Annotated in this window: 12 protein-coding genes; 3 read left to right on the forward strand and 9 right to left on the reverse strand. The window is 42.7% G+C overall.

Annotation, left to right across the window (positions count from 1 at the left end; translation table 11 throughout):
* The 3 genes from ACFSR0_RS05895 to ACFSR0_RS05905 are packed head-to-tail and all read right to left on the reverse strand — an operon-like array spanning position 1 to position 2,137.
* Positions 1-1,371 carry a PTS ascorbate transporter subunit IIC gene (locus ACFSR0_RS05895; RefSeq protein WP_251854761.1) on the reverse strand — a complete coding sequence of 457 codons (1,371 nt, stop codon included), beginning with the start codon at positions 1,369-1,371 and terminating at the stop codon, positions 1-3.
* A 20-nt stretch (positions 1,372-1,391) separates the two neighbouring features.
* Entirely contained in the window at positions 1,392-1,670 is a 279-nt protein-coding gene (locus ACFSR0_RS05900) for a PTS sugar transporter subunit IIB (RefSeq protein ID WP_251854762.1), read from the reverse strand.
* Positions 1,667-2,137: a PTS sugar transporter subunit IIA gene (locus ACFSR0_RS05905; RefSeq protein WP_379980841.1), complete on the reverse strand. Its 471-nt coding sequence runs from the start codon at positions 2,135-2,137 to the stop codon at positions 1,667-1,669. The genes ACFSR0_RS05900 and ACFSR0_RS05905 overlap by 4 nt, the downstream gene beginning before the upstream one ends.
* Before the next feature lie 188 nt (positions 2,138-2,325).
* On the opposite strand from ACFSR0_RS05905, the gene ACFSR0_RS05910 reads away from it, so the two are divergent.
* A complete protein-coding gene (locus ACFSR0_RS05910; protein WP_379980843.1) occupies positions 2,326-4,254 on the forward strand; it encodes a BglG family transcription antiterminator in 1,929 nt (642 codons plus the stop codon).
* A gap of 147 nt (positions 4,255-4,401) precedes the next feature.
* Here the strand turns inward: ACFSR0_RS05910 and ACFSR0_RS05915 are convergent, their stop codons facing one another.
* The 5 genes from ACFSR0_RS05915 to ACFSR0_RS05935 form a co-directional block, all read right to left on the reverse strand.
* Positions 4,402-5,784 (reverse strand): MFS transporter, encoded by a 1,383-nt coding sequence (locus tag ACFSR0_RS05915; protein ID WP_379980845.1) that lies wholly within the window; start codon positions 5,782-5,784, stop codon positions 4,402-4,404.
* Entirely contained in the window at positions 5,756-6,181 is a 426-nt protein-coding gene (locus ACFSR0_RS05920) for a MarR family winged helix-turn-helix transcriptional regulator (protein ID WP_379980847.1), read from the reverse strand. The genes ACFSR0_RS05915 and ACFSR0_RS05920 overlap by 29 nt, the downstream gene beginning before the upstream one ends.
* Positions 6,182-6,396: 215 nt before the next feature.
* The gene (pcp, locus tag ACFSR0_RS05925; protein WP_379980849.1) at positions 6,397-7,044 is read right to left on the reverse strand and encodes a pyroglutamyl-peptidase I; all 648 of its coding nucleotides are present in this window, start codon (positions 7,042-7,044) and stop codon (positions 6,397-6,399) included.
* Positions 7,045-7,068: 24 nt separating this feature from the next.
* The gene (locus tag ACFSR0_RS05930) at positions 7,069-7,998 is read right to left on the reverse strand and encodes a DUF979 domain-containing protein (RefSeq protein ID WP_379980851.1); all 930 of its coding nucleotides are present in this window, start codon (positions 7,996-7,998) and stop codon (positions 7,069-7,071) included.
* Positions 7,999-8,001: 3 nt separating this feature from the next.
* Positions 8,002-8,685 (reverse strand): DUF969 domain-containing protein, encoded by a 684-nt coding sequence (locus ACFSR0_RS05935; protein WP_251852231.1) that lies wholly within the window; start codon positions 8,683-8,685, stop codon positions 8,002-8,004.
* 192 nt (positions 8,686-8,877) lie between these two features.
* Here ACFSR0_RS05935 and ACFSR0_RS05940 point away from each other — a divergent pair, with 192 nt between their 5' ends.
* Positions 8,878-10,590, forward strand: coding sequence for an ABC transporter ATP-binding protein (locus tag ACFSR0_RS05940; protein WP_379980853.1), 1,713 nt, complete (start codon positions 8,878-8,880; stop codon positions 10,588-10,590).
* Positions 10,590-12,341, forward strand: coding sequence for an ABC transporter ATP-binding protein (locus tag ACFSR0_RS05945; RefSeq protein ID WP_379980855.1), 1,752 nt, complete (start codon positions 10,590-10,592; stop codon positions 12,339-12,341). Before ACFSR0_RS05940 ends, ACFSR0_RS05945 begins: the two co-directional genes overlap by 1 nt.
* Before the next feature lie 103 nt (positions 12,342-12,444).
* Here ACFSR0_RS05945 and ACFSR0_RS05950 read toward each other — a convergent pair whose 3' ends face one another.
* Positions 12,445-13,422 carry a glycoside hydrolase family 3 N-terminal domain-containing protein gene (locus tag ACFSR0_RS05950; protein WP_379981047.1) on the reverse strand — a complete coding sequence of 326 codons (978 nt, stop codon included), beginning with the start codon at positions 13,420-13,422 and terminating at the stop codon, positions 12,445-12,447.
* Positions 13,423-13,563 lie beyond the last annotated feature (141 nt).

Genomic DNA, 13,563 nt, shown 5'->3' on the forward strand with positions numbered 1-13,563 from the left:
TTATGCTTCCTCCGTTTCAATATTATTGATTGCATTTTGAGATGGTTTCAAGATGCTTGGTAAGAAAAGAACAACTAGCACTACGACCATTACTAAATAAATGCCCAATTGTCCAAAAGAACCACCGATTCGACCTAGCAAAATACCAATCCATCCAAAGTCAAAATCTCCAAACGTAGCATTTGAAAAACCTAAATCTCCCAATACCGGTAACAAGAGTGCTGGTAAAAAGGCAAGGAATAAGCCATTAATAAATGCTCCGGCAATGGCTCCTCTTCTGCCTCCAGTGGCATTCCCATAGATTCCAGCTGTCGCTCCACAGAAAAAGTGAGGAACTAGTCCAGGTATGATTAATACGCCTCCAGCAATTCCTAGTACAAACATTCCAATTAATCCACCAATGAAACTTGAAAGAAATCCGATGATAACCGCTGTTTGTGCATAAGGGAAAAACACGGCACAATCCACTGCAGGTACAGCATTAGGAATTACTTTATCGGCAATCCCTTGGAATGCTGGTAACAAATCTGCTAAAATCATACGCACGCCTGAATACACAACAGTGACTCCGACAGCAAATTTTAACCCACATAATATTGCATAAAGATAAGGTGATTTCCCATCTGATAAAGTCGAAACAAATTCCGGTCCAGCTGCGATTGCTGATATTAGATAAAAGATAACCATCGTTAGTGCTGTTGAAATCGTTGTGTTTCTCAAAAATCCATATTTTTCTGGTACTTCAATATCTTCGGTCGATTTGGATCCTTTTCCTACGATGGAGCCAATCCATGCTGATAAGTAGTACCCAACTGATCCAAAATGACCCATTGCGATTTCGTCACCATCCGTGACCTTTAGCGTATACTTTTGACCAATCGCTGGAGAAATGGCACTCCATGCTCCTAAGAAAAATCCACCTACCAGAACCAAAGCAGTTCCTTTAAATCCAACCGCTCCTAAAACCGCAGACAGTAAACATGCCATAAAGAATGAATGATGTCCTGTTAAGAAAACATATTTATACCGTGTAAAACGTGCGACCAATAAATTTACGATAAGTCCTACGATTAAAATTGACATTGTTTCAACACCAAGTACTTTTTGCGCTACGGAAGTCACCGCTTCATTATTCGGGACTACCCCAGTAATATGAAATCCTTTTTCAATCATTGCTGACAATGGTGCCAAATTTCCACTAATTACATCCGCTCCTGCAGCCAACATGAGATAACCCAATATTGGTCCTAAAGTACCAGTGAATACCTTATGTCCTGGAGCCTTCATAGCAACCAATCCAACAAATGCAACTAACCCCATCAAAATTGCTGGTTCACTCAATAAATCTTTAAGAAATTCCAATATAGCCATGATACTTTCTCCTCCTTTTTCTATTTATTTAATTCCAACAGTGTTGGTAGTACATCCTCTTCAATCTTCTTTTTGTCAGCATAACTTCTAACCGTTACCACTCTTTTTCCTGCAGGAAATTGCTTTGCAAATTCCTCAACAGTTACGAAGATATCTGGTGATTCCCCTAGTGCTCCATTAAAGTCACTTGGTCTGGCATCCAATTCAATTCCATTTTTTTTTGCAAGCTGGGAAATTTTCATTGCTAATAAATTGCTACTACCAATCCCATTTCCGCAGACAGTAATTACTTTTATCATCTCAATTCCTCCTTACTTTCTTCTATAATTTTTTTAGCAAGTACAATAAATTCTTCTTCCGTTTTTGTTTCGATCAATTGATTGACTTTCTCCTCCTCATCAATCAAAAGTGATACTTGTTGTAGTAACTCTAAATGTTTTTGATTGTCATTTGTGGCTAAACAAATCACTAGAAAAACCTCCTTATCAGAGACTTCTTCGAAACAAATAGGCTTCGTTGACTTTAAAATACTAACGCCTATCCCCAGCGCTCCATCTTCCGGTCGAGCATGTGGCATAGCGACTTTTGGAACAATAATAATATAATCTCCCATAGTTAGAACGGTTTTAATCATTGCATCAACATAAGTTGGCAGAATAATTTTATTTAGTAACAAAGGTTTTGCTACAATCTCTATTGCTTCTTTCCAATCAATTTTTTGCTCAGTAAATGTTAGATAATCTTTCTTTAGATAATTGGCTATCATTGTCTCACCTCCCTACAAACACTATAATATAAACCGTTTTCAATATATAGTTTTCCTATTTCCAATTGAAACGGAATGACACTGCTCCATATTATTGAATTCGTTTCCATTTTTTTTGGAAATTATCGGATGCTATGTTCCTAATTAGATATGCTATGATGAATGAGATGAAGGGGGTGAGTTGTTCTATGAATGTGCTTTTATCGGATCGTTGTATTAGTATTTTCAGAACCATCTATGAAAATGAACTGACACCAATTGATTTCCTAACCGAAACTTTTCAGGTATCTAATCGAACTGTTCGTAATGATATTGTTGTCATTAATGACTATCTAGCAAAATTTCAATCAGAAATTTTGCTTCAAAGGAACAAAGGATACTTTATCGAAAATAAAGAAGTCCTTCGTCCAATTTATGATTCATTAATCCGAAATTCACAAACAAATGTGTCGACGGAAACCTTGGAAAACCGGATTTTTCTTACGACAGTATTCTTACTGAATGCGAATACGTATGTTTCAATGGATAATTTATGTGCCTACATCTATGTCAGCAGTTCTACAATGGTGACGTATTTAAATACAATCAAAAAACAGATGCAGCCATTTCACATAAAAATTGTATCAAAAAGCAATTTAGGCTATAAAATTGTTGGTACTGAACAAGATATTCGAAGCTACATTTTTGAAGTATTGGTTTCAAAAAACCATCCGGATTATGTAGCCTCTTTTACAGATTTTGAATCAACACTATTTAACGAAGTAAATTTGCCGGATTTATACGATATTGTTCTCTTTTTCTTTCCACCAACTCAGTATAAGTTTAATGACTATTATCGAAAGAACATGGTTATCAAAACAGCAATCATGATAAAACGAATCATTGAAGGTCATACGATTTCAATTGAAGAGAACGAGTATAATTATGATTATGCGAATTCAATCGTCATCAATATGATTACTGAACTCGAGGATCTCTATCAAATAACTATTGATGATGCCAATATTCGTTGGCTAGTCTCACAAATTTTTTTAGAATTAATCAGCCAGTCGAGTGTTCAATCCATTTACTCGACAGAAAAATTTGAGCAAATCGTCAATGCATTGATTCAACAGATATCCTTCAATTTTGGATTGGATTTGTCCGAGGACTTTGTTTTGCAGGACGACTTGATTAAACATTTAACCAGTTATTTACCAAAAAAAGAGAACAAAAAAACCCCCTTACTTGGCGTTATTAAGAAAAAATATGCTTATGCTTTTGAAATTTGTTTATCCACAATCAAAAACCTTAATCTGTTAAAAACTTACGATTTAAATGAAGACGATATAGGATACATTGCTATTCATATTGCTGCGTCAATAGAACGTCAAAATAAAAATCAAAGTTCACAAATACGTACTGCAATTATTTGTGGACAAGGCTTCTCTACTAGTAGATTACTAGAAGCTATCATCATGAAAAAGTTTGAGAAACAAATAAAAATTATTAAAATTATGTCCTATGCTGAATTCAAAGCTCAACCCTTAGATGGGATTGATTTAATTATCTCAACCATTCCTTTAAAAAATCATTCAATCCCAGTAGCGCACTTTGATTTCTTAAAGCTTACAAATAGTATCACCCATATCCAAACGATTATTCATAACTATCAGCAGAAGCAAACCTATTTAAACGATTTATTTTCAGAAAAATCGTTTCTTGTCCTAAATAAACCAATGGAAAAAAAAGAAGCACTCATTCGACTATTAAAAACGACAGAATATGATACCGAGAAACAAACGGCTATCATAGAAAAAATAGAACAGCGAGAAGCACTTTATCCTACTGATATTAGTCAATATATTGCCATTCCCCATATTATTGATCAGGTGATTCAACAATCAAAAATTTTGGTATTAATCAATCCTTGTTCAATCAAATGGCAAGACAACAATCATGTTTCCATTCTTTTTTTAATGCTTGTTTCTCCTAACGACAAACATAAACTTCAGCTTTTTATGGAGTGGGTATCTGACATTATCGATGATGATCAAAGACAAAGAAATCTTCTAGAGCTTAAACATTTCTCTCAATTTCTTGAATTCGTAGCTACTCCATCTTCAATGGAAAACTAACTTAAAAAGCCAGAACAAAACGACCGGTTCAGCGGTGGTTCTGTTCTGGCTTTTGTGTGTTGTCATTATGAACTACTGATAGGTTTATAAGTAGTCATTGCTAAGAAATGGATTGCAACGATTGCCAAAGGGCTAAGTTTCGTTGGTCTATTCTTCTGGTTGGCTTGGTGCAGTGTATTCTTTCGTCCGAAACATCAGGAAAAAGAGGACGAAGCTCACTAGGCCAAAACTGAAAAACAAGAGATTGGTTTGTTGAAAGGCATCTTTGATATCGGCTTGGCCACTGGAAATCAAAGCTACTACCGCGGTTCCGACTGAGCCCCCATATTGGTTCATCATTTGAAACAATGCCAGCGCATGCGGGCCATCTTCTTTCTTTAGGTGAGCGATTGTGGTTGTTTGAATATTGCCAAATGCCATCACGCGACCAAAGGAGAAGACCACATAGATGATGGTTAAGAGGACCATTCCTAATGAGTGGGCCAAGAGACACATCACCAATAGACTGATCGTAAATAGCAAATTGCCGAGGTATAACGGCAGCTTGGCCCCTCTTTCATCGTATAGTTTTCCAAACCAAGGATTCAGCAGTGCCGCAAAAAGTGAGCCTGGTAATAAGGCAAAGCCGGCTAAGATACTGGATACACCAAACCCAAGTTGCAAATAATTGGGAATGAGATAATTGCCGCCGATGTTGGCAAATTGCAATAAGACAAATGGGATGATTGCTAGTAAAAAGACCGGTTTTGCGAACAGGCGAATATTTAAAAATTCGCGTTTGCTCGTGAGTGACTTCCAGATGAATAGCCCCAGTGATACGACAAAAGCAAGCAAAACAGGAACATTGAGTTGCCCTGTCTCTAATTCTGAGACAACAACTAGACTCGTGGTCAACGCACTGGCTAGTAGCAAAAATTGCCAGACATCGAGCTTGGCGGTTTTGTCAATGGGTTCTTTTTTTTCGAAGCTGGTGATGCCGAGGAAAAAAGAGACGGCGACCAAGAGCAACGTTAGGAAAAAAATGGCGCGCCAGCCTAGTGAGTCCACGAGCAAACCGCCATAGGTTGGGCCGATGGATGGTGCGATGGATACAACCAATGAGCCAAAGCCCATCCACGTGCCGAGTTTGGCTAAGGGAACTTGTTCCAAAATAATATTAAAAGTCAAAGGTAAGGCAATACCAGCGGCGATGCCTTGTAAGACGCGAGCCACCAATAAAATGGCAAAGGTCTGGGCAGTGCCGCCTACGAGTGTGCCAAGCACAAAAATGCCGACGGATGCGAGAAAAAGTTGGCGTTCTGAAAACCGACGGCGTAAGTACGCGGAGAGGGTCATCATGATGGCAACCATTAATAAATAAATGGTCGTGACCCAAGCGAGGGTTTCCATACTGACCTCGAAGATTTGGCTCAATTTCGGGAAGGTCACATTCATGGCTGTCTCGCTCATAATGCCGGCAAAGCCCATTAAAGCGGCGGCCACAATCATTTTGACGACTTGCTTAGGTACGGTTGTGGTGGGTTGTGTCATAGTCGTTTGCGACTCCTTTCAAGAAACGTTCAATCACGGCTTGTTCTGATGAATTGAAGGCAGCGATTAAGCGTTGATTGTCTTTTTGAATAAAGGTTTGAATGGCGGTGACATAGGTCTGACCGCTCGGGGTGATGCTTAGGTATTTGTTCCGTCCTTCTGCTTGGCGGGTAATGATGGCCCGCTCTTCCATGCGTTTGATGATGACGGACATGGTTGATTTTTTGACGCCAAACTCCGTAGCTAGTTCATTTTGGGCGACAGGGCGATCTTGGTGTTCCGCTAAATAATTCAACACGCTCATTTGCGTGCCGGTCAGTTGGTACTGCTGGGCAAAGGTATCCATCTCACGTGACAGTTGGATACTAGCTATTTTTATCCATTTTCCGAAATTCATGGCCGACTCCTTTCATAGTTAGCAACCTAACCATTCTAATGGAAGGTTGACGATTGTGCAACTTTTTCGGATTCTGGTAAAAGAATTGGTTTTGGCAAGCACGTCAGAAAGCAAACACAGCCCCTCCCCACACAGAAACGAGGTGTGGACAAGAGCTGTGTTCCGTTGCATGTATCCAGATGGAATCTGGTTGTCACTAGTCCGAACGACCTGGCTTAGTGTGTCGTTCCGCCAATGATTTTCAAATCTTCTTTGCCATCAAAGGCCACCATTTGAGCGATAGCGGCCGTTAAGCCGGCAACAATGTTTTCCAAACTCATGGATGGGGTATTCGGACGAGTTAGGACTTGTTCCGGTAAAAAAGGCACGTGCATAAAGCCTGCTTTAACCTTAGGAAAGTCCGTGTGAGTCAAATACAAGCATTGGTACATGATGTGGTTGCAGACAAAGGTTCCTGCTGAATTGGAGACCGAAGCGGGAATGCCGGCTTCTTTCACGGCCGTTACCATGGCTTTGACTGGGTGTTGTGTAAAATACGCATTGGCCCCCTCTGCTTGAATGGGAACATCAATGGGTTGTTGGCCTTCGTTATCGGCAATGCGGGCATCATCGACATTGATGGCCACGCGTTCAAAGGTTAAGTCGAAGCGTCCCCCTGCTTGACCGACTGCTAAGACATAGTCGTAGTCTTTTTTTTGCAGTTCTTCTTTGACGACCGCTGCACTTTTGTGAAAAACAGTCGGAATTTCTAATTTGGTGATTGCTGCTCCTGCAATGGTATCTGGTAGGCGTTTGACAGCCTCAATTGCTGGATTGGTTTGGTCTTCACCAAAAGGATCAAAGCCCGTTACTAAAATATTCATCGTTGTGTTCTTCCTTTCTTTTTACTAAAAAGCCCAGAAATACATTAAGACAATATGAACCAAAATCATCAGTGTCGCCATGGGTGCTTGCTCTTTGATGACGCCATAAGGGTTCTTCATTTCCATTAAAGAAGCAGGCAATGCATTGAAGTTCGCAGCCATCGGGGTCAATAAGGTTCCACAATAGCCAGCGGTCATCGCAAGCGCTCCAGCGATGGCTGGGTTAGCACCTTGCGCAATGACAAATGGAATACCGATACCGGCAGTAATGACCGTAAAAGCCGCAAAGGCGTTGCCCATAATCGCGGTAAACAAGACCATGCCTAAGACATAAGCTACGACGCCAAAGAAGCGACTCCCCTCTGGTACGACCCCGCCGATTGCATCCGCAATGACTGTCCCTACGCCAGAGATTGAAAAAATCACGCCTAATGCCGCTAAAAGTTGAGGTAGGACCCCAGAAGTCCCCATGGATTGGATCATTCGATCACTTTCAGCCATCGTTGCTTTGAATGATCCGCGAAAAATAAGCCATGCAAAGACCGTTCCGATCACCGCAGCGAACCCAATGGCCACTTTGCTGGAATCGGGAATAAATTTTGCTAAGAGCATCGAAACAATTGCCAAGCACAATACAGGGAAAAAGACCCAGTTGCGGTAGCGTTTGGCATTGGCTACGAGTGCATCCATCGAAAAATTCGCAAATTTGCCGACTTCAAACTGATTGATGATGGTCACAATTCCTAAAAAGACAACCAGTACTCCCGAAACAACGGTCGGTAATACCTTGCCAAGAGCAAATAAAAGCCCCAAGTCTAACCAGAAAAGGCCCGTACCTATCCGCTTTTGATTGGTTTGGTCTGTGAAGGCTTTGTAGGAAGTGTAACCCAGTTGGAGGCCAATTAAAACGTAGAAAAATTCTAAGACATTGTCCCAAAACGTTGGTGTAGTCATCGCTTATTTGTCCCCTTTCTGTGCATATTTTTTCTTTAGTTGACGATCGTAATAGACATTGTTCAATGCCCCGAAAACAATCATGATGACCGCAACGGGAATAGATGCTTGGGCGATGTCCCAACCAGAAATCTTGTAGCCCAGTGAATCAAGCGTGCTGGCAATCAATAAGACGCCTGAAGAAGCCAAGAACGTATTTTGTCCATAGAAGTTCCCGTAATTTTCCATCGCTGCGGATTTGGCTTTGATGGTTTCTTTTTCCTCTTCCGTGATTTCCCCATACTTCGCTTCAGCAGCTGCTTCAGCCATTGGTTGTACCAACGGACGGACAAATTGGGGATGTCCGCCTAAACGAATCGAAAACAGGCCTGCTACTTCACGAATAATTAAGTAGATGGTCAAAAATGTCCCCGTGGTTAAGCCTTTGATCTTTTTGATTAGCATGACGGCTTGTTCTTTTAAGCCGTGGCGTTCTGATAAGCCAATCAATGGTAGGGTAATAAAGAAAATGGTGACCAACCGTTGATCAACAAAGGCTTGACCCAAATGTTGTAAAAATTCGACTGGGGTAATCCCAGAAACAAGTGCTGTTGCAAAACCGGCAATAATAACGACTGCAATGGTGTCTAGTTTCAATACAAACCCGACAACAATAATCACAATCCCGATTAATTTTATCCACTCCATATTTGATCCCTCCTTACGAATGTCTGCCATTCGTTGGTTTCATCTTAGGACAAAATTTGTGAACTTTCAATAACGAAAGCAATGTTTTAGTTGTTTTTCTGAATGTCTTTCTTTTTTTCTTTTCAAACATACCCTCTTTTCGTATCTTATAGTACACTAAAGAGACAAAGCGGTATGTAGGAGGTTTGTTACATGTTTTCTCTCTTGAAGTATGCAAAAGAGTACCGGAAGCAATTAATCTTGGGTCCGGTCTTTAAATTTTTAGAAGCGGTCTTTGAATTGATTCTGCCGTTTCAGATGGCTCGTTTAATTGACGAGGGCATCAAACAAAATGATTGGCCCCGGGTGGTGCAAATGACCGTCTGGATGGTGGCGATGTCTGTGATTGGTTTGGCCTGTGCGTTGATTTGTCAGTATTTCGCATCCTTTGCTTCTCAAGGATTTGGGACTGAGTTACGGAATCAGTTGTTACGAAAAATCAATCAGCTTTCCCATGAAGAATTGAATCAATTTGGGACGGATACGCTGATTACGCGCATGACCAATGATGTGAATCAATTGCAGCTGGCTTTGGCGATGTTGATTCGTCTGGTCGTCCGAGCGCCTTTTTTGAGTGTCGGAGCGATTTTGATGGCGTTTGTCATTGATTGGCAAGCTGGGTTATTGTTCTTGCTCGTGTTGCCTCTCTTTTGCTTGGTTCTCTATTGGATGATTACCCGCTCCGTGCCAATGTATAAAAAAGTCCAACAACGCTTGGATGCGCTGAATGAGTTGGTGTCCCAAAATTTAAGTGGGGTGCGGGTGATCCGCGCGTTTGCCCGAACCGATCAACAAAAACAAACCTTTCACGAAGCCACCGATGCATTGAATGATACGTATGTTCGCGTGGGCAACTTGCAAGCGTTACTGACGCCTGCGACGACGTTATTGATGAACGTTGGAATTATTGGGCTTTTTTATCTAGGTGGGTGGAAAGTCAATGCGGGACACCTGCAACAAGGGCAATTACTCGCGCTCGTGAATTACATGAATCAAATGTTGCTAGCGCTGATAGTTGTTTCCAATCTGGTGGTAATCTTCACGCGGGCTGCGGCTTCCGCGGAACGAATCAATGAGGTGCTAGCCGTTCAGCCAGCCATTGTCGATCGTGGTGCTGCTCCGACTGAAACACTAAAAGGCGGACTGGCTTTTGAGAAAGTTTCGTTTCGCTATGGCCCCAGCTATGGTTTGGCTTTGTCCGATATTTCCTTTACGGTAAAACCGAACCAAACCATTGGACTGATTGGCCCAACAGGTAGCGGTAAGTCTACTTTAACGCAATTGATTCCCCGGTTTTACGAAGCATCAGCTGGTCGGGTCTTACTGGATCAGCGACCTGTCGCAGATTTTTCGTTGACCACCTTGCGCACACAAATTGCGATGGTCCCTCAAACGGCCGTCCTCTTTCATGGCACGATTCGCGAAAATCTCCAGTGGGGCAAAGCCACTGCTTCCGATGATGACTGTTGGCAAGCCTTAGCGATTGCTCAAGCAACCGATTTTGTCCAGTCCTTGCCGAAGCAGCTGGATACCCTTATTCAAGAAGGGGGCAAAAACTTTTCTGGTGGGCAACGCCAACGGTTAACCATCGCGCGAGCGGTCATTGCCAAACCCGCCATCTTGATTCTTGACGACTCCCTCAGCGCATTGGACTACAAGACGGATTTAGCGTTGCGGCGTGCTTTGCAAACCCAACCAGGTACCGTCCTGATTATTTCACAACGAGTGCGCTCCATTCAAGAAGCCGACCAAATTTTGGTGATGGATAACGGCCGCTTATTGGCTCAAGGTACCCATGAGGAACTCCTTGATGCTTCTTCAGAATACCGAGAAATCGTCCAATCACAAGCGGAGGTGACCGACTAATGCAACCAAGAAAAACAGATTTTTCTGCGTTTCGCCCGTTTCTTCCTTATTTACTCAAGTATCGAAAAGAAAATATTCTGGCAATTGTGCTGGGCATTATTAATGGCCTAAGCGCGGTATTGATGAGCTTGGAAATTGGTCGGGCCATTGACAAAATGCTCGGCAAAGGACGTGTCGATTTTGGTGGTTTGACCCGTGAATTGCTCCTGTTTGCTGGCTGTATTTTGGTCAATGTTGTCAGCCAGTGGTTGATTCAACGACTAGGCAATCGCGTCGCCTATGGGGCGGCTACGCAATTACGAAAGGAAGCCTTTGATCATCTGAATCGCTTGCCTTTGCGCTATTATGACCAAGAAGCACATGGCAGCATCGTTAGCCGCTTTACCAATGACATCGACGCCATTTCCTTAGCCGTCTCCAGTGTCTTCAACCAACTCTTTTCTGGAGTAGCGGTGGTCTGTCTCGCTTTGGTCTTGATGTTACAGATGAGCCTGACCTTAACTTGGGTCGTGTTGCTGTCGACGCCCATTATCTTTTTCGTCAATTGGAGTGTGGCCCGTGCTTCGCAAGCCAACTTTGCCGCGCAACAAAAAAGCGTCGGGGCCATCTCTAGTTTTATTAGTGAAATGGTCGGCAACCAAAAAATTGTCAAAGCCTTTCACCGAGAAGCACGTAACCAACTGATTTTTGAAGAAATTAACGAAGAGCTCAATCAAGTTGGCCAAAAAGCCCAATTCTCCTCTTCGCTGACCAATCCGCTCTCACGTTTTGTGGACCACTTAGCCTATGTCGCTGTCGGCTTTGCGGGTGGCTGGTTAATGCTTAAAGGAGAAACGGCTGTAACGATTGGTATCATCTCCAGCTTTACGATTTATGAAAGTCAATTTACCAAACCGTTTATTGAAATTTCGGGGATGATTACCCCAATCCAAACGGCCCTCGCTGGCTTAAGGCGCACCTTTGATTTGATGGGGCAACCAGTGGAAGAGGATCAGCCTTTGTGTCCAGCTCTGGCTACCGTCCAAGGCGAAATTGCCTTTCATCAAGTGGCCTTCTCGTATTCACCTGATCAGCCCTTGATTCGCGACTTTGATTTTACGGCCTATCCTGGCGAAACCGTCGCGATTGTCGGGAAAACTGGGGCGGGGAAATCAACCTTGGTGAATTTGCTCATGCGTTTTTATGAAGTGACCAGTGGACAAATCACCCTCGATGGGCAACCCATTGCGACCGTCAACCGTGATCAATTGCGGCGGAAATTTGGCATGGTTCTCCAAGAAACATGGCTCTTTGATGGAACCATTCGCGAAAACTTGGCATATGGGCGCCCTGAGGCAAGTGACGAAGAACTCTATCAGGCCTTGAAAAAAACGTACATGTACGATTTTGTGCAACGCTTGCCTGAAAAACTGGGCACCCATTTGGGGAGTCAGCGCCTCAAAATTTCAGATGGGCAGCGGCAACTCCTGACCATCGCTCGTACCATGGTTAGTCAACCCGATTTGTTGATTTTAGATGAAGCAACTAGCTCAGTTGATACGCTAACTGAAGGCAAAATCCAAGCCGCTTTTCTGGAAATGATGAAAGGCCACACGAGCTTCGTGATTGCCCATCGCCTCTCCACCATTCGCAACGCGGATAAAATATTGGTGATGGATCAAGGCCAAATTGTCGAACAAGGCACCCATGAAAGCTTGCTCCAAGCCAAAGGATGGTACTATGAGTTGTACCATGCCCAATTTGAAGACTAATCGCTTTTTACTTGATACAAAAAAAGCCTGCCAACAGAACACTCTCTGTTGACAGGCCTTTTTTAAATTACTCTCATGAATGGCGCTTCTGCGACAGTTTTTGTTACTGTGCGAAAAGACCCAAAGCTTGTTTCCATGTTAATACCCGTTTGACTGCTTGATTTAACTCACTTTCGCTATATTGTCCTGCTTTCACGGCTTGAATGACGTACGGAATTTGTGTGGCATAACTTGAAGACATGACCAAATCATTGCCCGCTTGCAAGGCCTTTAAACCCGCTTCTTCTTGACTAATGAAGTCCGCTAACCCTGCCATATCCATATCATCCGTCATAATCACGCCTTGAAAGACCAACTCTTGCCGCAACAACCGGTGAACCGCGGGCGAAATCGAGGCCGGTTGCGTGGCATCGATACTGGTGACAATGTTGTGATTCACCAAGACACTGTCAGCCCCAGCTTCAATCCCTGCTTTAAAGGGCAAAAAATCCGACTGACGTAACTCTTCCAGTGAGCGAGTATCAGTCACAATCTCCACATGTGAATCCCGGTTGTTCCCATAGCCTGGAAAATGTTTTAACGTCGAGCCAACGTGTTCTTCTTTTAACGTCTGCACCACGGTTTTCACATATTCACTGGTCGTCTGTGCATCCATTCCCAATGTCCGGTCATAGATGAAGGCTTGCGGATCAGTCGCCACATCCGCCACCGGAAACAGCCCCGTCTGAATTCCAAAGGCTTTTAAAATTTCACTTTTGCGCTGAGTATCAGCAACAATGCCTGCTAAGCCACTTTCTTGGTAAATGGTCTGCGGTGATTCAAAGGGGGTTTTCACTAAATTGGTATTGCGACTAATGCGCGTCACCGTCCCCCCTTCTTCATCTGAACCAATTAGTAGTGGAATGCTACTGGCCGCTTGATAAGATCGAATTTTGCCTTTTAACCCCTCAATCGATTCCTTGTCCACATCCCGACCAAACAACACATATCCTCCTAAGTGGTACTCCTGAATGTCTGCGATTTGATTCGTTTCTGGGACGCGGACAAAAAAGAGTTGCCCGACTTTCTCTGCCAAACTCATCTGACTGAGTAATTCGTCCACGGTTTGTTTTGACACATCCGTTGCCAAAAATCTATAAATATTCCTAACCAACTATAAAAGTTGTCAGATTTATGTTTATTTCCTGTTTCTACGTGTCCGATTTTGCCACTTGCTCGCTAC

The organism is Enterococcus camelliae (genome assembly GCF_042685105.1).
GTDB classification, from domain to species: domain Bacteria; phylum Bacillota; class Bacilli; order Lactobacillales; family Enterococcaceae; genus Enterococcus_G; species Enterococcus_G camelliae.

Excerpts from the sequence above, each read along its gene's own strand:
- ACFSR0_RS05900 (WP_251854762.1), bottom strand. The coding sequence starts at position 1,670 with ATGATAAAAGTAATTACTGTCTGCGGAAATGGGATTGGTAGTAGCAAT.
- ACFSR0_RS05905 (WP_379980841.1), bottom strand. The coding sequence starts at position 2,137 with ATGATAGCCAATTATCTAAAGAAAGATTATCTAACATTTACTGAGCAA.
- ACFSR0_RS05915 (WP_379980845.1), bottom strand. The coding sequence starts at position 5,784 with ATGACACAACCCACCACAACCGTACCTAAGCAAGTCGTCAAAATGATT.
- pcp (WP_379980849.1), bottom strand. The coding sequence starts at position 7,044 with ATGAATATTTTAGTAACGGGCTTTGATCCTTTTGGTGAAGACCAAACC.
- ACFSR0_RS05950 (WP_379981047.1), bottom strand. The coding sequence starts at position 13,422 with ATGAGTTTGGCAGAGAAAGTCGGGCAACTCTTTTTTGTCCGCGTCCCA.
- ACFSR0_RS05940 (WP_379980853.1), top strand. The coding sequence starts at position 8,878 with ATGTTTTCTCTCTTGAAGTATGCAAAAGAGTACCGGAAGCAATTAATC.
- ACFSR0_RS05930 (WP_379980851.1), bottom strand. The coding sequence starts at position 7,998 with ATGACTACACCAACGTTTTGGGACAATGTCTTAGAATTTTTCTACGTT.
- ACFSR0_RS05935 (WP_251852231.1), bottom strand. The coding sequence starts at position 8,685 with ATGGAGTGGATAAAATTAATCGGGATTGTGATTATTGTTGTCGGGTTT.
- ACFSR0_RS05895 (WP_251854761.1), bottom strand. The coding sequence starts at position 1,371 with ATGGCTATATTGGAATTTCTTAAAGATTTATTGAGTGAACCAGCAATT.
- ACFSR0_RS05920 (WP_379980847.1), bottom strand. The coding sequence starts at position 6,181 with ATGAATTTCGGAAAATGGATAAAAATAGCTAGTATCCAACTGTCACGT.
- ACFSR0_RS05945 (WP_379980855.1), top strand. The coding sequence starts at position 10,590 with ATGCAACCAAGAAAAACAGATTTTTCTGCGTTTCGCCCGTTTCTTCCT.
- ACFSR0_RS05910 (WP_379980843.1), top strand. The coding sequence starts at position 2,326 with ATGAATGTGCTTTTATCGGATCGTTGTATTAGTATTTTCAGAACCATC.